Raw genomic sequence first — 20,747 nt, forward strand, 5'->3', positions numbered from 1 at the left:
CCGGGAACGGTCGCGAGCAGCGCGTGCCCCGTGGCGCTACGTCAATGTCGCACGGCCGCCGGGGTTTCCGGTGCGGCCTCCGCGTCGATGGCCGAATCGGCCGAGGTCTCCCGCATGAACCAGTAGGTGGCCAGCGAGATCAGGATGGTCGCCGACACGTACCAGAAGAACACCGACTCGTGGCCGGCCTTCTTCAGCCACAGCGCGAGCGATTCGGCGGTGCCGCCGAAGATCGACACCGTCAACGCGTACGGCAGCCCGACACCCAGCGCCCGGATCCTCGTCGGGAACAGCTCGGCCTTCACGATGGCGTTGATGGAGGTGTAGCCGGACACGATGATCAGCGCGGTCATCATCAGCGCCCAGGCGGTCACCGGATTGGTGGTGCCGCCGAGCACCGTCATGATCGGCACGGTGCACAGTGCGCCGGCGATGCCGAAGAACATCAGCAGCGGCCGGCGTCCGATCCGGTCGGACAGTGCCCCGGCCAGCGGTTGCAGCACCACGAAAGCCACCAGCGCGCAGAAGTTCACCCAGGCCACCGTGGACTTCTCGATGCCCGAGGTGTTGATCATGTATTTCTGCATGTAGGTGGTGTAGGTGTAGAACGCGATCGTGCCGCCGAGGGTCAGTCCGACCACGGTCAGGCACTCCCGCGGATACCGCAGCAGGACGCGCAGCGACCCCTGACCGGACTGGCCGGCCGGTGCCCCGTCCGATCCGGACGGCCGTGCGTTCTCGGCGTGGAAGGCGGCCGATTCGTCCATGCCGCGCCGCAGCAGCATGACGATGATCGCGCCGGCGGCGCCGATGACGAACGGGATCCGCCACCCCCAGCTGTCGAGCTGGTCGTCGGTGAGGAACTGCTGCAGCACGATCTGCACGGCGAGGGCGACCAGCTGCCCGCCGACCAGGGTGACGTACTGGAAACTCGAGTAGAAGCCGCGCCGCCCCGGGGAGGCCACCTCGGACAGATACGTTGCGCTGGTGGCGTACTCACCGCCGACCGACAGGCCCTGCAGCAGCCGGGCGATCAGCAGCAGCGCCGGCGCGGCGACGCCGATGGTCTGATAGCCGGGCGTGCACGCGATCAGCAGCGAGCCGGCCGCCATCACCGTGACCGACAGGGTCAGCGCCGAGCGGCGCCCGAAACGGTCGGCGTAGCGGCCCAGTGCCCAGCCGCCCAGCGGGCGCATCAGGAACCCGACGGCGAATACCGCGGCGGTGGACAGCAATTGGGCGGTGGCATCGCCCTGGGGAAAGAACGTGTGGGCGAAGTAGACGCTGAACGCCGCGTAGACGTACCAGTCGTACCACTCGATGAGGTTACCGATGGAGCCGCGCAGCACGTTGGCGACGACTCGGCGTTCACCACCGCGGCCCGGCACACCGCCGTCCGGCTGTGTCGTGGTCACAAGATCTCCTTTTCGACGCTTCGTCGCATCCTTCGGAGATCACTGTGGCTGCGGTCACACGCCTGGCGACAGTGCCCGGGCCGTTTTCTAACAGTCGCTTAGGACGCCGCCGGCGCCACCTTCGGCAGCTCGTCGGTCCGGGGCACTCCGGTGCCGCGCAGCGACGCGCCGGCGGTCTCGCGCAGGAACACCCACGCCACCAGGCCGATCACACAGGCACCCGCCATGTAGTAGGCCGGGAACAGATGCCAGCCGGTCTGGTCGATCACCCATTCGTTGATCAACGGCGCGGTGCCGCCGAAGAGGGCGGTGGACACGTTGTAGCCCAGCGCGAATCCCGCGTACCGCACGTGCGTGGGGAAGATCGCCGGGAAGGTCGCCGAGATGGTGGACAGCTGCGGCACGTACAGCAGGCCCAGGATGACGAATCCGAGGATGGCCCAGCCGAGCCCCTGGCCCATCAGCCAGTACAGCGGCACCGCCGCCACGGCGATGGCGATCAGCGAGAACAGCCACATCGGCCGCCGGCCGGCGAAATCGGAGATGGCGCCGGACAGCGGCAGCACCACCGCCATCACCAGCTGCCCGATCAGCACCATCGCCGTGGTCTGCGATTCCTCCATGTGGATGGTGGTGTCGAGATAGGTGGGCATATACGACAGCAGCGTGTAGTTGACGACGTTCAACGCGACGACCAGGCCCGCCATGGTCAGCAGCTCGCGCTTGTAGGTACGCATCAGCTCCATCAGGCCGGTGCGGGGATGCTGCTGCTCGGCGACCTCGGTGAACACCGGGGACTCGTCGAGCCGGTTGCGCAGATACCAGCCGATCAGGCCCAGCGGCACGGCCAGCAGGAACGGGATGCGCCAGCCCCACGAGGCCATCTGGTCGTCGTTGGTCAGGACCTGCATCAGCAGCACGACCGCGGAGCCGCCGGAGAAGCCGATCAGGGTGCCGAACTCGAGGAAGCTGCCGAGGAATCCGCGGCGCTTGTCCTCCACCGATTCGGCGAGATAGGTTGCGGCGCCGCCGTATTCGCCGCCCGTGGAGAAGCCCTGCACGACGCGCAGCAGGATCAGCAGGATCGGCGCGGCCACGCCGATGGTGGCATGGCTGGGTAGCAGGCCGATGAGGCCGGTGGCGGCGGCCATCAGGAGAATCGTGATGGCCAGCACGGCCTTTCGGCCGATCTTGTCACCGAGCGGGCCCCACACCATGCCGCCGAGCGGGCGCAGCACGAAGGAGACCGCGAAGCCGAGCAGAGTGCCGAGGGTGCCGAGGGTGCCGGGGAAGAACGCGTCGGTGAGGTAGGTGGTGGTGGCGGCGTAGGCACCGTAGTCGTACCACTCGGTGGCATTGCCCATCGCGGCCGCGGCCACCGATCGTCGTTGCTGTGGTTGCGAGTCGGCGCTGGTCACGCGCGCTCCTCTCCCGTGTTCATGGTTTGTTGCGTGCGCGTTGGCCGGGTCGACACATCGGGCACGAAGCCCGGGTTTACCCGATCACGCGCTCGCACAAACAAGTCGGTATGTGCATAACTGGTTGCGGCGGACGGCATGACGTGCATCGATATCAAAGGTGTGATGGTAGTCACAGTGTAACGGATGGGGCTGGTGGGGCTTCCGTGGTTTGCCGGATTCGGCCCGAGGCCGGCCAGGGGGCGGGTTCTTCCTCCGGTTCGTGGCCGCTACCAGCGCAATACCGGTTGGAGTGCACCGGCGCGGCCGAATTGCCGAGTCGCCGTGGGAAATTCGCGGCGACCGGTTTCGCCGCAGCGCACCCGGAAGCCGGGCCCGCCCGCCCTCCCGCCGCCGCACGGCAATCCGGGCGGCGGGTCGGCGGCGCGCGGAACAATGTCGAGGACCCTGACCGACCGGCCGTTGCGGCTCGGGCGCCCGGCACGATCGCGCACCGCAGGTGACCGTCTCGCGGCTTTCGCGAGCCTGGCGTGTTTCCGTGCCCTGCGCCCCGGTCCCGGAGTACCGTCGAGCTATGAGCGACTACAACCAGCCTGGTCGCGACTACCCGTACTCGCAGCAGCCCGATCCGCGGTACGGGCAGCCCTCCCCGAGCGGGCGGCACGTCAACTTCGGCAGATTGTGGGCCGGCGGGGTCGGCGCCGCGATCGTGGTGGCGCTGGTGATCATCGTCGGGGTGCTGCTGGTGCGCGGCGTGCTCGGCTACGCCATCCTGGCCCCGGCCGGTGACGGCACCTACGGCAACATCGGCACCACCAGCTACGCGATCGGCGGTGCGGTGGTCGCGCTACTGGCCACTGCCCTGCTGATGCTGCTGATGCTGTTCATGCCGAACCCGCTGACGCTGTTCCAGTGGATCATCGTGCTGTGCACGGCCGTGGCGGTGCTGCTGCCGTTCACCCTGACCGCCGATCGCAGCGCCCAGGTCGCCACCGCCGTCATCAATGCCGTCGCCGGATTCGCGCTGCTGACCGTCCTCGGCTCGGCCGCACGGGCATCCATCCAGGATCCCGCGCGCTGAATCGGGTCGCTGCGGCTGCCGCGCGCGGCTGACAACACTCCTGTTCAGCGGTTGCCTCGACGCTCGAGCGCCGGGATCGCGGCGCGCGGTTGCCGCGCGGCGAGGCGCGCCGATTCGCCGGGGCGGACGAGATGCGGCACGATGGACCGCGTCGACTACGGGCTCCCGCCGGAAGTGTGCCGGGACCCTGTCGTCCCACAGGGCCGTCCGCCGCGGGAACGGGTGATCGATCGGTGGAATCCGATGTCGTACGGGCTGGTCGCGAGCCTGCCGCCGAGACGTCGGCGCCGAGCCGCCGGGCGGCGTCCGGGCCGGACCGTCGTGCGGTTACGGGGACACGCGTTGCTCTGTGGTGTCGCGGCCTGATCGTGCTGTCGGCGGCACTGGGCCTGGCGACCGGCCCGAGTTCGCTGGTCTACTTCACCGTCGACAGCACCGTGATCGCGCTCGGCTACCACCTCGGCGCGGTCTACTGGATGCTGCGCCGCCACACCGCCGATGCCCCGGCACCCCGGCTGCGCGGCGCCGTCGTCCTGTACACCACCATCACCGGCCTGATCGCGCACTTCGTCCTCGAGCACGGCGCGAACCCCCTGCCCGGGCTGGTGTCGGGCCCCGGTCGCCTCGGTAACTGGTCGGACTTCTTCCTGCACTACGTCACGCCTGCCCTGGTCCTGGTGGAGTGGCTGACGCTGTCGCCGCGCAACGCCTCGCGCTGGCGCGACGTCCCGGTGTGGCTGTGCTTTCCGCTCGGCTACGCCGCCCTCGTGCTGGTGCGCGGCGCGCTGTTCCCGGATTTCCCCGACCGCTACCCGTACCCGTTCCTCGACCCGGCGGCCCGCGGCTACGGTGCCGTGTTCGGCGAGATCATCGTGCTGACAATCGAATTCGTCGTACTCGCGCTGATCGTCGTCGGCGCCGACCGGCTCGGCACCCGGCTGCGGCGGCGGATCGGGCCGCGGCGCGCGGCCGGCTGACCGGCGTCCGGGACGGCGCCACTCAGCCGGCGGGCCAGACCTCACGCAGTCGCCGCGCGGCCCCGGCGGCCTGGCGCACGCCCGCCTCGTAGGCCGGTGCGAGGGCCGCGGCATCGAAGACGTCGGCGCCGAACGCGGCGATCGCCTCCGCGTCCGGGACGACGGAAATCCTTGTCGCCGAACCCGAACCGCCGTCGCGGCGGGGAAACAGGTGCGCCAGCGGCTCGACGACGACCACGACCTCGGCTCCCGCGGCGAGGTCGGCATTCACCGGCGAGCGGACGCCGCCGTCGATGTAGTGGCGCCCGTCGATCGGGATGGGCGGGAACACCCCCGGCACCGAGGTGCTGGCGGCCAACGCCTGCGGCAGCGATGCCGCATCGGCGCGCGTCCACGCCCGCAACTGTCCGGAGACGGCGTCCACCGAGGTGACCACGAGATCGCGGTGCGGCCAGTGCGGCACGCCCACCAGCGCCGCGATGCGCGCGACGTGATCGGCCGGATCACCGGCCCGCGCCGCCAGCGCCAGCTCGCCGACCCGCTGCCGCGCCCGCACCGGATCCGCTCCCCCGGCCATCAGGTCGCCCATGATCTCCCACATGCGCGGCCGATCGACCGGTACCTCGGACGCCCCGGACCGCGGCAGGGCACGCAGCCGGGTCAGGTCGCCGTCGGCGGCGAGGACGGCGCCGACCACCGCACCGGCCGAGGTGCCCACCAGCCGCTCCGCCCGCGCCGGATCGACACCGGCCTCGCGCAGCCCGATCACCAGCCCCGTCATCCACGCGATGCCGACCGGGCCACCGCCGCCCAGCACGAGTGCGGTGCGGAATCCGTTGGGCGACAACGCGGCAGCCATGCCGTCACCCTAGCCGAACCGGACCTGCCGGATCAGCGGCCCCGCCACACCGGGTCGCGTTTCTGCGTGAAGGCCAGCACGCCCTCGGCGGCGTCCTGCGAGGACATGGCCGCGCCCGCGACCTCGCCCTGCCGGGTGAACGCCTCGTCGGCCGGCCAGTCCGGGGACTCGTCGACGATGCGCTTACCGGCGGCGATGCTCAGCGGGGCGTTCACCGCGATCCGCCGCGCCAGCTCCAGCGCCGCGTCCAGCGCGTGACCGGGTTCGGCGACCTCGTTGACCAGGCCCAGTTCCGCGGCGCGTGCCGCGGTGATCGGGTCGCCGGTCAGCGCCAGTTCCAGGGCGACGGCCCGCGGCAGCCGCTGCGCCAGCCGCAGCACGCCGCCGCCGACGGCGACCAGGCCGCGCTTGACCTCCGGGATGCCGAACGTCGAATCCGCGGCGGCGACCACGAGATCCGCGGCGAGCGCCAGCTCGCAGCCGCCGGCCAGGGCTGGGCCCTCCACGGCGGCGATCAGCGGTTTGCGGGGCGGTTTCGCGGCGATGCCGAGCGGGCCGCGGCCCTCGGTCATCGGCAGCTCGCCGCGCGCCGCGGCCTCGAGATCCATGCCGGCGCTGAAGTATCCGCCCGCGCCGGTGAGGATCGCGACCTGCGCGTCCGGGTCGGCGTCGAAGGCGTCGAGGGCGCGTTCGATGCCCAGGGCGGCGGCGAGGTTGATCGCGTTGCGGACCTCGGGCCGGTTGACGGTGACGATCGTGACCGGGCCGCGGCGCTCGACCAGTACCGGCGGTGGCGGCGGCGCGGGCAGTGTGGTCCGGTCGCGGCCCTCGATCCGGATCTCGCCGCCGGTCACTGTCACCGGCAGCCCGAGCGGATCGCCGTCGAGCATCTCCTCGATCAGGTCGGATTGTTTGCTGCGCAGCAGGATTCGCGCACCGCCCGGGGCGATCAGGCTGACCACCGCGGCCTCGGGCTCGCCGTCGCGGGTGAACGGGACGGTGTAGGCCTCGAGCACGGCGGGACCGTCGTGGCTGCCGCGGGCCGGCCGGGCGGGCGGATTGTCGATGATCGGCCGCAGATGCCGGAACGCGGTGCGCGGCGGCTGCGCGGAGTACACGCCCAGCGCGTGCTTGGTCACATACCAGCCCAGCGACGTTGCCAGCCCGTAGGTTTCGGGTTCGGCGCGCAGCTTCGGAACCAGCGACGCGACGGCGTGCCCGCCGTAGTTGTTGCCGGGCCCGCCGCCGAAGGTCAGGCCGCCGGTGACCGATGGCGTCCGCGCCGGGTCTTCGATCGGCAGCCCGAGTTCGCGGGCGGCGATCTGCACCGCCACCGGGAAGCACGCGTAGAGATCGGCGTGCCCGATCCGGTCGATGCCGATCCCGGCGTGGCCGAGCACGGCCGCGCCCAGGTCCCGGATCGCCGGCGAGGCCGCCAGGTCGGCGCGTTCGCTGGTGAACCATTCGTCGTGGCCGGAGGCGCCGGCGTGGATGAACACCCACCTGTCCTGCGGAACACCCGCCGCCTGCGCGGCCGCCGCACTGCAGACGACGATGCCGCTGGCCATGTCGACGGTCAGGTTGGCGCATTCGAGTTTGGTGTAAGGCGTGGACACCATGCGGTTGTCCGGGGTGACGGCCGCGATCTCGTCGGCGCCGAATTGCTGTGGCTGCCAGGCGTATTCGTTGTGCTCGGCGATCGCCGACAGGCGTGACCACAGCTCGGCGACCGCGGCGGCGTGCGCGGCGGGGGTGCGGCCGAGGCGGTGCCGGTTGGCCGACTCCAGCAGCGCGTACATGTTGATCGGGGCGATCAGGCCGGCCGCGGTTTCGGCGGTGTTGTTGGCGGCCTTGTCGACGCCGACCGTGCGGGTGGGTGCGACGGCCGGATCCTGTTCCGGCCAGGACAGCTCGACCCCGGCGCGCTGGGCGGCGGCCTGGGTGGCGCCGGCCTCGGCGCCGGTCACCAGCACGGTGTCGTAGTCGCCCGCGGCGATCGCGGCGGCCGCCTCGTTGATCACCAGCTGCCCGCCGTCACCGCCGAACGGGCTGGACTGCACCGTGTCCACACCGGGGGTGCCGAGGCGCTCGGCGACGGCCGCGCCCAGGTCCCGGTACTGCCAGGACGTGCACGCCACCGCGAATACCGCGTCGGCACCACGCAGCAGCGCCTCCCCGGCGCCGGCGTCCCCGGCCGCGCGGCGCAGCGCCCGCACCGCCAGTTCGGCCGGATCGGCGTAGGCGGGATCGGGCGTGCGCTGCACCACCTGCCCGACACCGACCAGCACCGGGGTGTTCGGGTCCAGATCGGTGCCGGAGGCGGTGTGGTGCACCGGTTTCCGGGTCGGTCGCGCCCGCACCGGGCCCGCGGCCGCGAACGCGCCGGGCAGTTTCGCCAGCGATTCGCGCATCGCGTCGCCGAGGCTGCGTGCCACCGAACCGCCCAGCGGTCCCTCGATCGGCGGACCGGCCACACCCGCGTCGAAATACACGGTGGCCCGGGAGTCGCTGCCGGACACGGTGATCCAGTAGCCGATCCGCACCTGCTGCGGGGCCTCGCCGCGCAGTTCGAACCCGGTCGGGCCCACCGCGGCCACCGTCCACCGGATATCGGCGGGCAGCCCCATGACCAGGGCCTGCTGGGTGAAGGTCTGCCCCTCGTGCAGCGGGCCCGGATTGCCGTCGCGCCACCCGCTGTGCAGGGTGAACCAGTCGCCGAGCCGGTCGAGGTCCGACAGGTACGCCACGACCGCATCGCGCGGGGCGGTGATCTCGCGGGTGGCGTGGGCGGTCTTGGTGAACTCGGTCAGGCCCGGCGGTGCGAGCCGGTCCTCGGCCGGTTCGGCGGCGGGGCCGGCCGCCGCCGGTGCGGCGCCCGCGCGGCGGGTGAGGCCCGCGATCAGGTCGCGGGCGATGCGGGGGTCGCGGCGCACCGCGCCGAGCAGGGCGCCACCGGCCCGGATCTGCTTGCGTACCGCGTGCATCCGATCGCGTCCGGGCACTGGTGACACCGTTCAACCTCCTCGTCGAGCCTGAGACCATTAACGACCAATTGCCTCGCCGAGTCAAAATCGGGTTCGCGGCCGCCCGGGCATCGCGGAGGGGCCGTCGGCCGTCCCGGATCGGAAGACCCGATCACCACGGTAACCGCAGCCGGATCACGAGAAAACGCTGCGAACGGCCGGCGTGCACCCTTGCCCACCTCGCTATGTAAACACTAACTTACCGTTCGTGACCACTTACCAAGGCGCAGCGCTCGAGGCTCTCGGGGATCCGACCCGGCGGGCGATCTTCGAGCGGCTCGGGCGCGGTCCGTGCGCGGTCGGCGATCTGGCGGCAGAACTGCCGGTGAGCCGGCCGGCCGTGTCACAGCACCTGAAGGTGCTCAGGCACGCCGGTCTGGTGGCCGACGAAGTGGCCGGCACCCGCCGGATCTACCGGCTCGACCCGGCCGGAATCGACCGGCTCTGCGCCTACTTCACCCACTTCTGGTCGACGGCGATGTCGGCCTATCGCGACGCAGTCGACAGACGGGCCCACACGGCCGAACCCGAGGAGCAGTCGTGACACAGCGAACCAGCGACAGACAGGTCCGAGTCGAGTGACACCTACGGCAAGGCGGCCGCCGCGGCCTGAACCCGCGGCCTGAACCGCCGGTCCGGAGCTTCGAGGAAACGGTCCGCACTCGACGAAAGCCCATGTAGAACCGGCGATTCCCAGGAAGCTCGTGCCTTCCCGGATGCGGTTGCCCGGAACGCGGCGGCTCAGAGGCGAATGCCCAGCAGCGCGTCCACCGCGTCGGCCAGCAGGCCCGGGGCCGAGCGGTCCGGGCCGCCGTAGTCCAGCGCCTGCTGCGCCCAGCTGTCCACGGCGGCAAGGGCTTTCGGGGTGTCCAGGTCGTCGGCCAGATGGTGGCGCAGCCGGGCGACGGTGTCGTCGGCCGCCGGGCCGGACGCCGGCGCGGCCGCCTGCCGCCAGCGTTGCAGCCGGGCCAGCGCCTCGGCCTGCACCCGATCGTTCCACTCCCGGTCCTGCCGATAGTGCCCGGCGAACAGGCCCAGCCGGATCACCGCCGGATCCACCTCCGCGCGGCGCAGCCTCGACACGAACACCAGATTGCCGCGCGACTTGGACATCTTCTCGCCGTCCAGCGCGATCATCCCGGCATGCACGTAATGGCGGGCGAAGCGCCGGCCCGCCACCAGCGCCTCGGCGTGCGCGGCCGAGTACTCGTGGTGCGGGTAGATCAGATCGCTGCCGCCGCCCTGGATGTCGAACTCCGCGCCGAGCCGGTTGAGCGCGATCGCCGCGCATTCGATGTGCCAGCCGGGCCGCCCCTGCCCGAACGGCGCCGGCCAGGACGGCTCGCCCGGGCGCGCCATCCGCCACAGCAGCGCATCGATCGAATCGCGCTTACCCGGCCGCTGCGGATCGCCGCCGCGCTCGGCGAACAGCCGCTCCATGGTGGCGCGGTCGTAACCGGATTCGTAGCCGAACTGCTCGGTGGCGTCGCGGCGGAAGTACACGTCGGGATATTCGGCGTCGTCGACGACATACGCCGCGCCCGAGGCCAGCAGCTTGTCCACCAGCTCCACGACCTCGCCGATCGACTCCACCGCGCCGATGTAGTCGCGCGGCGGCAACACCCGCAGCGCCGCCATATCCTCCCGGAACAGCGCGATCTCGCGGGCGCCCAGATCCCGCCAGCCGACCCCGTCGCGGTCGGCGCGCTCGAACAGCGGATCGTCGACGTCGGTGACGTTCTGCACGTAGTGCACGGCGTGACCGCCGTCGCGCAGCACCCGGTTGATCAGGTCGAAGGTCAGGTAGGTGGCGGCGTGCCCGAGGTGGGTGGCGTCGTAGGGGGTGATGCCGCAGACGTACATGGTGGCGGTCGGGCCCGGGGTCAGCGGGCGCACCTGCCGGTCGGCGGTGTCGAACAACCGCAACGGCGGTCCTGATCCGGGGACGGCGGGAACGGAGATTTCGGACCAGGACTGCATGATTCGAGGGTAAAGGTGTGATCGGCGCACCCCCGCGCCGCCCCCGGTCACCGGTATCGGGCGGCACACCCGTCGATGCGGCACGACCTGCAACGTTGCAGCGAATGCCGAAAGTCAACGGTTGCAATCGCGGCGGAGCGAACCGGGCGGCCGCCGGGATCGCCGCGGCGGATCAGAACGCGGGCCAGGGAATCGGCCGCGCGCTGTCGGGCAGCGGCATCACCGGGTCGTCGAGCAGCAGCCGCGCCCGCGCGTCCAGCGCCGCGATCTCCTCGTCGGTGAGATGGCCCGCCAGCTCGTCGCCGAGCTCACCGGGCAGGGACTTGACGAAGGTGTCGATATCGGCGAGCAGCTCGTCGGCGACCGGCTCCCCGGCCCACCCCCACAGCACCGTGCGCAGTTTCGGCTCGGCGTGCAGGCAGATGCCGTGATCCACGCCGTACACCCCGCCGTCGACGCCCTCGAGCGCATGCCCGCCCTTGCGGTCGGCGTTGTTGATCAGCACGTCGAGCACCGCCATCCGGTGCAGCCGCGGATCGTCGGCGTGCACCAGCGACACCTCCTCGCCGGTGCCGTCGATCGCGCGCAGCACCTCCCGGAAGCCGTCGGGCACCGCGCCCAGCGGCACCAGATCCACCAGGTCCGGGCGGCCCGCGCGGGCCGTGCGGTGGTCGATCGATTCGACCCAGCGCTGCACCATCCCCGGCCCCAGCGGGCCCTCGCGCAGTATCGTCTCCGGGATCACGCCCCACCCGAGCGCCTGCGACACCCGATAGGAGGCCACCTCCCGGCCCGCCAGGGTGCCGTCGGGAAAGTCCCACAGCGGCCGCTCCCCGCGCACCGGTTTGTACACCACGCGCACGGTTGCCTCGCCTGCCTCGCCGCCCTCGGTGCGCACAGTGCAGTCGGCGCCGATCTCGCATACCAGGGTGACATTGCTGGCCGTGCTCACCCGGCCGATCACCGACAGGTCACCGATGCGGAACGGATCTCCGGCTCTGCCGTCGGTGTCCACCGCCTCACTCCTCCAGGTCGGCCGCGCCGAAGATGTCGCCGCGCTTGTATCCGTTGGTGCGCACGCACATATGGCCCTTGGTCGACAGCGGCTCGCCGCACAGCGGGCACGGCGGCCGGCCCGCGGCGATCACCTTCGTCGAGCGCAGCGCGAACTCGCGCGCCTGCGACGGGGTGAGGAACACCCGCACCGCGTCCGGGCCCTCCTCGGTGTCGTCGAGCACCACCGACTCGTCCACCTCGGTCTCGGTGATCGCCAGCAGCTCCACCACCACCGCGCCGGCGTCCGCGTCCCAGCCCAGACCCATTGTGCCGACGCGGAACTCGGCGTCTATCGGCATCTGCAGCGGGTCGATGTCGCTGACCTCGTCCGCCTGCGGGGGAACCTCCGCGCCGAACCGGCGCGCCACCTCGTCCAGCAACAGGCCCATCCGGTCGGCGAGCACCTTCACCTGCTGCTTCTCCAACAGCACGCTCACCACTCTCGGATCCTCCACGGCCTGCAGATAGAAGGCGCGATCGCCTGGCTCACCGACGGTTCCGGCCACGAAACGATCGGGGGTGCGAAATACATGGATTGCTCGGGCCATCTGCACCTCCTGAAACCGACTGCACTACTCACTACACGAATCGGGGCGTCCTGCATTCCCATTATCCGTACCCGCCGCGCTCGTGCCGGTCGCGGCGGCGGGCCCTACCTCACCGCCGGGGACCGACCCAGCTTCACCGCCGGGGACCGGCCCGTCGCGTTGCCCCGATCGTTGCTCGGGCGTCGCCGCCAGAGCCGACAGATCGGTTCCCGTGTCGTTGATCCGCCACACCGACGGACCGACCGAGCCGTAGCGCACCACGCTCATCGACGCCGGTTCGACCACGATGCGCTGGAACCCGTCCAGATGGATCCCGAACGCGTCGGCCAGCACCGCCTTGATGACATCGCCGTGCGTACATGCCACCCACAGCGCGTCGCGCCCGTGTTGCTCGGCGAAGGCGCGATCGTGCTCGCGTACGGCGGCCACGGCACGATACTGCACCTGTGCCAGGCCCTCCCCGGCGGGGAACACCGCGCCGGAGGCGTGCCGCTGCACCACCTTCCACAGCGGCTCGTTCACCAGCTCCGACAGCTTGCGGCCGGTCCAGTCGCCGTAGTCGACCTCCAGCAACCCCGGTTCGGGGGCGGGCGTCAGGCCCAGCTTCTCCGCCAGCGGGGCCACCGTGCGGGCACAGCGCTCGAGCGGCGAGTGCACGATGTGCTCGATCGGCAGGGCCGCCAACCGTTCCGCCACCGTCTGCGCCTGCTCGCGGCCGCGGTCGGTCAGATCGACTCCGGGGCTGCGTCCGGCCAGGGTGGCGGCGATGTTGGAGGTCGACACCCCGTGCCGCAGGAGGATCACCGTCATGTAACCCAGCCTAGTGGTGGGTGAGGCGGGCGCGCGCCGCGTGCGCGGTCGTTCACGTCGCCGACACCACGCCGCCGGCCAGCAGGCCCATCACGACCAGGCCCAGCACGATGCGGTAGGCGACGAACCAGTTCAGCGAATGCCGGGCGACGAACCGCAGCAGCCAGGCCACCGACGCGTAGCCGAGCGCGAACGCCACCACCGTCGCCACCAGCAGCTGCGGGCCGGAGGCGTTCAGGCCCTCGCCGGCCGGTTCGAATGCGTCGGGGAGGCTGAACAATCCGGACGCCACCACCGCCGGAATCGCCAGCAGGAACGAGAACCGCACGGCCGCTTCGCGAGTCAGGCCGATGAACAACCCCGCCGACGAGGTGGCGCCCGACCGCGAGACGCCCGGCACCAGCGCCAGGCACTGGGCCAGGCCCATGATCACCCCGTCGCGGGTGGTGAGTTGCTCGAGCGGGCGCCGCTGCCGGCCGTAGTATTCGGCCGCCGCGATGACCAGTGCGAACACGATCAGCATCGTCGACACCAGCCACAGGTTGCGGGCGCCGCTGCGGATCGCGTCCTTGAATACGAAGCCCAGCAACCCGATCGGGATGGTGGCCACGATCACGTACCAGCCGATCCGGTAGTCCAGTTCGCGTTGCGCGTCCTCGTCGAGGCCGTACCCGCCCGGCCCTTCGCCGGTGTAGACGGGCAGCTGCGTGGTGACCTGCTCGCCGATCGGCACCGCCTCCCGCGACGACGCGGTCAGCCGCAGGTACAGCGTGGTGAACCAGGCACGCAGGATGCGCCAGATGTCCTTGGCGAAATACACCACCACCGCGGCCTCGGTGCCCAGCTGCGTCACCGCGGTGAACGACGCCCCGGCGTCGTCGCCGAAGAATACGGACGACACGATGCGCAGATGCCCCGACGAGGAGATCGGCAGGAACTCCGTCAGTCCCTGCACCACCCCCAGAACGAGCGCCTGCACCCACGTCATCGACGTGCCCACGTCACCTCCCGAACGATCCGAATCCGCTGCCGCCGGGCATGATCCGCGCCCGGCCGAGTCCGGCAGCGACCCTACATGCCGCCGCGCGCGCTGTCCGAGCTACCGCCACCCACAGCCGGCGGCGACGAGAATGTCCGGCGTTTCGGCCCGGCGGTTCGCGGGTGCGTAGCCGGTCCGGCGGCGCCGGTGGCCCTAGGCTCGTGTCTGTGACAGAAGTGTGGGCACTGTGATGGAACAGCGGACGGTGGGGCACAGCGGCCTGCGCGTCTCTCGGATGGGGCTGGCCACCCACACCTGGGGCACGGAGACCGACGCGGAACAGGCGGGCGCGCAGCTGGTGGCGTTCGTGGAGGCCGGCGGGACGCTGGTGGACACCTCCCCGGCCTATCACGGCGGCGGCGCGCAGCGGATGCTCGGCGATCTGGTGGGCGAGCTGGTGCCGCGCGACGATCTGGTGATCAGCGGCTGCGCGGGCCTGGCGGCCGTGCCCGGGGTGACCGATCCGGCGGGCGCGCCGGCCGCCGAGGTCCGCTGGACCGTCGACGCGTCCCGCCGCAACCTGATGCGCCAGCTCGACCGCACCCTCGCCGACCTCGGCACCGACTATCTCGACGTGTGGAGCGTGGCGGCCTGGGATCCGTACACCCCGCTCGCCGAGGTCGCGGCCACCGTCGAGTACGCGGTGCGTTCGGGCCGGGTCCGCTACGCCGGGGTGCGCGGCCTGAACGCCTGGCAGCTGGCGACCCTCGCGTCGGCGGCGCCGATCACCGCCGCCCAGATTCCCTATTCGCTGCTGGCCCGCGGGGCCGAACGCGATGTCGTGCCCGCCGCCGCGCATCACGGCGTCGGGCTGATCGCGGCCGCGCCGCTGGCCGGTGGGGTGCTCACCGGCAAGTACCGCGACGGCGTTCCGGCCGATTCGCGCGGCGCGGACGAGGTCGCGGGCGCGGAGATCCGTGACCGCCTCGACGATCACGCCGCCCGCGTCGTGGACGCGCTCGTGACCGCCGCCGACGGGCTGGGCACCTCCCCGCTCGCGGTGGCGCTGGCCTGGATCCGCGACCGCCCCGGCGTGACCAGCATGGTCGTCGGGGCCCGCGATATCGGCCAGTTCACCGGCGTCCTCGCGGCCGAGACGCTGGAGCTGCCGCGCGCCATCGCCGCCGCCCTCGACGACGTCAGCGGCGGGGCGTGAACGGGGGCGGCCCGGTTCCGCACCGTCGGCGGCACCTCTTAGGCTTGCCTATATGAGCAGCCTCGACCGTGTCCGATCGGCCCGCACCGCAGCCCGGTCCCGGCGGCCGGCGGCCCGAGTCGTGCTGGCCGTGCTCGCGCTGAGCCTGGTCGCCGGGGTCACCGCGTGCGGATCGCCGACCGGGGCCACCGGATCCGGTCAGCGCGGCCCGGCCACCGCGACGCTCGCCGACCTCGACCCGGTGCCGGTCGGTCCCGCACCCGCCCCGGCGCTGCCGGCGACGGTGAAGTCGTCCGACGGCAGCGACGTGACCGTCACCGACGCCGGCCGCATCATCGCCGTCGACCGGTACGGCACCCTCGCGCAGACGGTGTGGGCGCTGGGCCTGGGCGCGAACCTGGTGGGCCGGTCGACCTCGGCGGCGTTCCCGGCGGTGCAGCAGGTGCCCAACGTCGCCGGCGGCAGCGGCAGCATCAGCGTGGAAGCCGTTGCGGCGCAACGGCCCACGGTCTTTCTCACCGACACCGTCAGCGCCACGCCCGCGATGCGTGAACAGTTGAAGGCGCTGGGCATCACGGTGGTCTACTTCGATTCCGAGCGCAGCCTGGAGAAGACCGGCCCGCAGATCGAGGCGGTGGCCGCCGCGCTCGGCGTGCCCGAGCAGGGCCGGAAACTGGCGCAGCGCACCAGCGACGAGATCGCCGCCGCCACCGTGCCGAAGCAGGATCCGCCGGTGAAGATGGCGTTCCTGTACCTGCGCAGCACCGCGATCACCATGATCGCCGGCCCCGGTTCGGGCGCCGACTCGCTGATCGCCGCGCTCGGCGGTACCGACGCCGGCACCGCGGCGGGCCTGAGCGAGCCGTTCACCAATATCACCAGCGAGGGCATGATCGCCGCCTCCCCCGACGTGCTGCTGGTGATGACCGACGGACTGAAATCCGTCGGCGGCGTCGAGGGCCTGGCCAAGGTTCCCGGCATCGCGCAGACCCCGGCGGGCCGCAATCAGCGGGTCGTCGACATGTCCGATGCCGCGCTGCTGAGCTTCGGCCCCAACACCGGCCGCGTCCTGTCGGCCCTGTCCCAGGCGATCTACCACCGGCCCTCCGCATGACCGACCCGGAACCCGTTCGCTCGCAGGAGAACTCGCGCACTTCCGGGATCGATGCGGAGAACGGCTCGGCACCGCGCCGGGACGCCGGTGAAGTCTCCGGCACCGCGGCCGTACCCGCGGCGACACGTGCCGGCACGGCTGCGACCGATCCCCGCCGGAACAACGACTCCGTGCATCCCACAGCGGATTCGACCCCGTCGCGCGACATCGAATCACCGGCAGCAGATCCGGCGGACCGCGACCCGAACACGAGTCCGGCGCCGCCGCAACCGCACTCGTCCCCGCTGACCGGCGCCGATCCCTCGGCGCGGCGGGCCGTGGCAGCCACCGGTGCGGCCCGGCACCCGGAACCGGAAGGCGCCGGCGCGGACTCGCCCCGGCCGGACACGGCATCGCACGGTGCCGCCGGAGGTGCGGCCGTGACACGGACCCCGGCGGCGGCCGAAATCCGCCGTGCGGATACCGGGCCCACGGCCGGCGACGGGGTGACCGGATCCGATTCCGATACAGCATCGCGCGGTGTGGCCGGGGATGCGGCCGAGCCGCGGGGGCGGGCCGCGGACGGTCGCCCCGGGCAGCCGAACTCCGCGGGGACCGACGTGGGGACGGAGCGGGCACGGGGCACCGTGTCACCGGAACCGGACGGCGGGAACGGCGGCGCGTCCGGGCCGAACGGGCCGGCGTCGTTCACGCACGGCCGTGATCCGCGGCGATGGTCGAAGGTTTCGCTGGTGTTCGCGGGGTCGGTCGTGCTGCTCGTTCTGCTGGCGATGTACTCGGCGGCCGTGGGACAGGTGCCGACGAGCCCGATGGAGGTGGTGGGCAGTGTGCTGCATCGGATCGGGCTGGACTGGGGGCCGTTGCCGGGGCATCCGGCGGGTGAGGTGACGCTGTGGGAGGTGCGGTTCCCGCGGGTGGTGCTGGCGGTGCTGGTGGGGGCGGCGCTGGCCACGGCCGGGGCGCTGCTGCAGGGGGTGTTCGCGAATCCGCTCGCCGAACCCGGCGTGATCGGCGTGTCGGCGGGGGCGGCGGTCGGTGCGGGTGTCGTCATCGTCGTCGGTGGCGCGTTCGCGGCGGCGTGGTCGGTGGCCGGCGGCGCGTTCGTGGCCGGGCTGGGTACGACGCTGCTGGTGTATCTGCTGTCGCGGTCGGGCGGGCGCACCGAGACGGTGACCCTCGTGCTCACCGGTGTCGCGGTCAATGCCTTCGCCGGTGGTTTGATGGCGTTCCTGCTGTTCACCGCCTCGCCGGCCGCGCGGGACCAGATCGTGTTCTGGCAGTTGGGCAGCCTCAACGGCGCCACCTGGCAGTCGGTGGCGGTGGTGGCGCCGCTGACGGCGTTCGGTGTCGCCGCGGCGGTGGTGCTGGCGCCGCGGCTGGACCTGCTGGCGCTCGGCGAATCCGCGGCCCGGCACCTCGGCGTGGACGTGGAACGGTTGCGGCGCAACGTGATCGTGATCGTGGCGATCCTGGCCACCGCCGGGGTCGCGTTCACCGGCATCATCCTGTTCGTCGGGCTGATCGTGCCGCATCTGGTGCGGATGCTGGTCGGGCCCGCGCACCGGGTGCTGATCCCGCTGTCGGCGCTGGTCGGTGCGATCGTGCTGCTGGCCGCCGACGTCGGCGCCCGCACCCTGGTCGCGAACGCCGACCTGCCGCTGGGCATGCTCACCTCGCTGATCGGCGGCCCGTTCTTCTTCTGGTTGCTGCGCCGCACGCGGGCGCGGTCGGGCGGCTGGGCATGAGCGGCGTGATCGCCGGGCGCACACCGGCTTCGGCCGGAGGTGCGGCGCGGGAAGTACCGGCGACGAGGCGGGGAGGCATGCGGTGAGCGGCGTATTGCGCGGTCTGACACAGGCTTTCGTGCGCCCGCACGGGATTCCGGCACCGCCCGGGCCGGGCACGGTGACCCTGCGGGCGCGGCAGGTCAGCGTCGACCGCGGTGCGGCCCGGCGGGTGCTCGACCACGTCGATCTGGAGGTGGTCGCCGGGGAGATCCTGGCGCTGGTCGGCCCCAACGGGGCCGGGAAGTCGACGCTGCTGGCGGCGCTGGCCGGTGAGCTCGATCTCGCCACCGGCACGGTCGAACTCGACGATCGGACGATCACACACTGGGCGCCGGTGGATATGGCGCGGCGGCGCGCGGTGCTGCCGCAGAATCACACCGTCGGATTCCCGTTCACCGCCCGCGAGGTCGTCGCGATGGGCCGCGCCCCGTGGGTGCGCACGCCGCGCGAGGACGCCGATGGCACGGCGATCGCCGCCGCCCTCGCTGCCACCGACACCGAACATCTGGCGGCACGGCCGTTTCCGGCCCTGTCCGGTGGTGAACGCGCCCGCGTCGCGCTGGCCCGGGTGCTCGCCCAGGACACCCCGACGCTGTTGCTGGACGAGCCGACCGCGGCTCTCGACCTCGGCCACCAGGAGCAGGTGCTGCGCCTGGTGCGCGGCCGCGCCCGCGACGGCGCGGCCGTCGTCGTCGTGCTGCACGACCTCGGTATCGCCGCCGCCTACGCCGACCGCGTCGCCGTGCTGGAATCGGGCCGCCTCGCCGCCGCCGGTCCACCGCGGCAGGTCCTCACCACCGAACTGCTCTCGCAGGTCTATCGGCATCCGGTCGAGGTGTTCGACCATCCGCACACCGGCGTGCAGCTGGTACTCCCGGCCCGGCGCTGAACCGCCGGGTCTGCCCCGTCCGGCTGCTCCGGTAGTAACGGCGCAATGGACGACGGAGCGGTTCATCGTCCCTCGGAGTCCGGTCGGGCCATCCTGGTGGCGAGGCCGTCGAGGATCAGGTCGAGTCCGTAGGTGAATTCGACGGCGTAAGCGTATCCGGGCCGCAGTGCGTGTTCGGCGATGAAGACGGCCAGGTGTGGATATTCGCCGACAGGCATAGCGTTCTGGATGTCGGTGGCCACGGTGTCGATGTCCCCCGAGCCGCTGAACGGTAAGTTGATCTCCTGCAGGACGAAGCCGTAGACGTAGCTGTCGAGAACCGACACCGCGTGCGCGGTCATGGTCAGGGAGAAGCCGGCCTCGCGCAGGAGGCCGATCGCCGAGTCGTGGTGACGCAATGTCGCCGGACCGGGGTGGGCTCGCGATTCCACCAGTCCGACCGCCCACGGATGCCGCAGCAACGCGGCGCGTACCGACTCGGCGCGTTGCCGCAGGCCCGCGCGCCAGCCCGCGGCCGAAGCCGGTAGGTCGATCTCGGCGAAGACCGCGTCGACCATGCCATCCAGCATCGCGGCCTTCCCGCCGACGTGGTGATACAGCGACATCGCCTCGACATCGAGTCGGTCGGCGACTTTACGCATGGTCAATGCCTCGACGCCCACCTCGTCGGCAACCGCGACCGCTGTCAGCACCACTCGCTGCCTGGTCAGCGGAATTCGATGTCCGGCATCGGCATTCGTTTCGTCCGTCATGCCGCCCTTCGTGTCCGTCGGTCGTCGTGCCTTGACGACCTTACCTTGTAAGGCTACCTTATCCCGTAAGGCTCCCTTATGTTGTAAGGGGGATCGTGGAAGTGATGTGGAGCGATGACAGCTGATCAGAACACGCATCAGGACAATGCCCGAGCGATGCGGGTCTGCGTCATCGGAGCCTCGGGAAAGCTCGGCCGGTACATGATCGAACACGCCCTGGCGCGCGGCTACGACGTTGTCGGCGTCTGCCGGGAACGCAGTGTCGGCAAACTCGACCGGTTCGCCGACCGCATCAGGATCGTGCCGGGACCGACCGACGACCCCGCCGTGATCGCCGACGCGGTCGACGGCTGCGACGGCGTACTGACCGTGCTCGTCCCCTGGGGGATCCGCGACTATTCGTCGGGAACCGCCCGCGCGGTACTCGACCATGCGCGCCGGGACGCCCGGCTCGTATTCTCCTGCGGCTGGCACATCACCCTCGACGGACGAGATCGCTACACCCGCAAACTGCGCGCGTTCGTCGCGGTGTTCGGCTCGCTCGCCAGGATCGCACGCGTGGCCGACTTGAACGACCAGGTGCGAGCGTGCGATCTGATCTTCGCCAGTGATACCCGCTGGACCGTAGTACGCGGCAGCGACCTGGAAGAGGGCACGAGCCAGGGACTTCCGATCTGGCGTGACCACGTCGGCGACCCGGCCCTGGCCGCGAACCTGACCCGGCGCATCGACTTCGCCCTGTTCATGGTCGAGGCCCTCGCCGACGACTCCCTCATCGGCCGGGCACCCGCGATCGTCGCCCGCCCCGCCTCGGACACTGTCTCGCCCGCGGCGCAGGGGTGA

At 71.6% G+C, this 20,747-nt stretch carries 18 protein-coding genes; 8 read left to right on the plus strand and 10 right to left on the minus strand.

The window, feature by feature from the left end; all coding sequences use genetic code 11:
- Positions 1-41: 41 nt before the first annotated feature.
- On the minus strand, positions 42-1,415 hold the full coding sequence (locus tag D892_RS0130725) for an MFS transporter (protein ID WP_024804924.1): 1,374 nt from the start codon (positions 1,413-1,415) through the stop codon (positions 42-44).
- A 98-nt stretch (positions 1,416-1,513) separates the two neighbouring features.
- Positions 1,514-2,779 carry an MFS transporter gene (locus D892_RS0130730; RefSeq protein ID WP_024804925.1) on the minus strand — a complete coding sequence of 422 codons (1,266 nt, stop codon included), beginning with the start codon at positions 2,777-2,779 and terminating at the stop codon, positions 1,514-1,516.
- 628 nt (positions 2,780-3,407) lie between these two features.
- Between D892_RS0130730 and D892_RS0130735 the strand changes: the two genes are divergently transcribed.
- A complete protein-coding gene (locus D892_RS0130735; protein ID WP_024804926.1) occupies positions 3,408-3,914 on the plus strand; it encodes a DUF6069 family protein in 507 nt (168 codons plus the stop codon).
- A gap of 368 nt (positions 3,915-4,282) precedes the next feature.
- Positions 4,283-4,891, plus strand: a complete 609-nt coding sequence (locus D892_RS0130740) for a Pr6Pr family membrane protein (RefSeq protein WP_024804927.1) — start codon at positions 4,283-4,285, stop codon at positions 4,889-4,891.
- Positions 4,892-4,913: 22 nt separating this feature from the next.
- Here the strand turns inward: D892_RS0130740 and D892_RS0130745 are convergent, their stop codons facing one another.
- Together D892_RS0130745 and D892_RS0130750 are read right to left on the minus strand one after the other, a co-directional pair.
- Positions 4,914-5,750 (minus strand): patatin-like phospholipase family protein, encoded by an 837-nt coding sequence (locus D892_RS0130745; protein ID WP_024804928.1) that lies wholly within the window; start codon positions 5,748-5,750, stop codon positions 4,914-4,916.
- A 32-nt stretch (positions 5,751-5,782) separates the two neighbouring features.
- Positions 5,783-8,761, minus strand: a complete 2,979-nt coding sequence (locus D892_RS0130750; protein WP_036567576.1) for a crotonase/enoyl-CoA hydratase family protein — start codon at positions 8,759-8,761, stop codon at positions 5,783-5,785.
- Between the two features lie 220 nt (positions 8,762-8,981).
- On the opposite strand from D892_RS0130750, the gene D892_RS0130755 reads away from it, so the two are divergent.
- Positions 8,982-9,317, plus strand: coding sequence for a helix-turn-helix transcriptional regulator (locus tag D892_RS0130755; protein ID WP_024804930.1), 336 nt, complete (start codon positions 8,982-8,984; stop codon positions 9,315-9,317).
- A gap of 197 nt (positions 9,318-9,514) precedes the next feature.
- Here the strand turns inward: D892_RS0130755 and mshC are convergent, their stop codons facing one another.
- From mshC to D892_RS0130780, 5 genes are all read right to left on the minus strand, one after another.
- Positions 9,515-10,753 (minus strand): cysteine--1-D-myo-inosityl 2-amino-2-deoxy-alpha-D-glucopyranoside ligase, encoded by a 1,239-nt coding sequence (mshC, locus tag D892_RS0130760; protein ID WP_024804931.1) that lies wholly within the window; start codon positions 10,751-10,753, stop codon positions 9,515-9,517.
- A gap of 172 nt (positions 10,754-10,925) precedes the next feature.
- Positions 10,926-11,768, minus strand: a complete 843-nt coding sequence (locus D892_RS0130765; protein WP_024804932.1) for an SCO1664 family protein — start codon at positions 11,766-11,768, stop codon at positions 10,926-10,928.
- 4 nt (positions 11,769-11,772) lie between these two features.
- Complete coding sequence (locus D892_RS0130770; RefSeq protein ID WP_024804933.1) at positions 11,773-12,357, minus strand: DUF3090 domain-containing protein; 585 nt, start codon at positions 12,355-12,357, stop codon at positions 11,773-11,775.
- A 24-nt stretch (positions 12,358-12,381) separates the two neighbouring features.
- A complete protein-coding gene (locus D892_RS0130775) occupies positions 12,382-13,167 on the minus strand; it encodes a histidine phosphatase family protein (protein ID WP_024804934.1) in 786 nt (261 codons plus the stop codon).
- A gap of 52 nt (positions 13,168-13,219) precedes the next feature.
- Complete coding sequence (locus D892_RS0130780) at positions 13,220-14,167, minus strand: undecaprenyl-diphosphate phosphatase (protein WP_024804935.1); 948 nt, start codon at positions 14,165-14,167, stop codon at positions 13,220-13,222.
- Between the two features lie 229 nt (positions 14,168-14,396).
- Here D892_RS0130780 and D892_RS0130785 point away from each other — a divergent pair, with 229 nt between their 5' ends.
- The 4 genes from D892_RS0130785 to D892_RS0130800 all read left to right on the plus strand — a co-directional run bounded on the left by D892_RS0130785 (position 14,397) and on the right by D892_RS0130800 (position 19,152).
- Positions 14,397-15,362: an aldo/keto reductase gene (locus tag D892_RS0130785; RefSeq protein ID WP_024804936.1), complete on the plus strand. Its 966-nt coding sequence runs from the start codon at positions 14,397-14,399 to the stop codon at positions 15,360-15,362.
- 52 nt (positions 15,363-15,414) lie between these two features.
- Positions 15,415-16,476: a hemin ABC transporter substrate-binding protein gene (locus D892_RS0130790; RefSeq protein WP_024804937.1), complete on the plus strand. Its 1,062-nt coding sequence runs from the start codon at positions 15,415-15,417 to the stop codon at positions 16,474-16,476.
- A 728-nt stretch (positions 16,477-17,204) separates the two neighbouring features.
- The gene (locus D892_RS42490; RefSeq protein ID WP_036570393.1) at positions 17,205-18,221 is read left to right on the plus strand and encodes an iron ABC transporter permease; all 1,017 of its coding nucleotides are present in this window, start codon (positions 17,205-17,207) and stop codon (positions 18,219-18,221) included.
- Positions 18,222-18,303: 82 nt separating this feature from the next.
- Complete coding sequence (locus D892_RS0130800; RefSeq protein ID WP_024804939.1) at positions 18,304-19,152, plus strand: heme ABC transporter ATP-binding protein; 849 nt, start codon at positions 18,304-18,306, stop codon at positions 19,150-19,152.
- 62 nt (positions 19,153-19,214) lie between these two features.
- Here the strand turns inward: D892_RS0130800 and D892_RS0130805 are convergent, their stop codons facing one another.
- Positions 19,215-19,904, minus strand: a complete 690-nt coding sequence (locus D892_RS0130805; RefSeq protein WP_024804940.1) for a TetR/AcrR family transcriptional regulator — start codon at positions 19,902-19,904, stop codon at positions 19,215-19,217.
- Between the two features lie 114 nt (positions 19,905-20,018).
- Here D892_RS0130805 and D892_RS0130810 point away from each other — a divergent pair, with 114 nt between their 5' ends.
- Positions 20,019-20,747 (plus strand): NAD(P)-dependent oxidoreductase, encoded by a 729-nt coding sequence (locus tag D892_RS0130810; protein ID WP_232236206.1) that lies wholly within the window; start codon positions 20,019-20,021, stop codon positions 20,745-20,747.

The organism is Nocardia sp. BMG51109, from assembly GCF_000526215.1.
In the GTDB taxonomy this organism is placed as follows: Bacteria; Actinomycetota; Actinomycetes; order Mycobacteriales; family Mycobacteriaceae; genus Nocardia.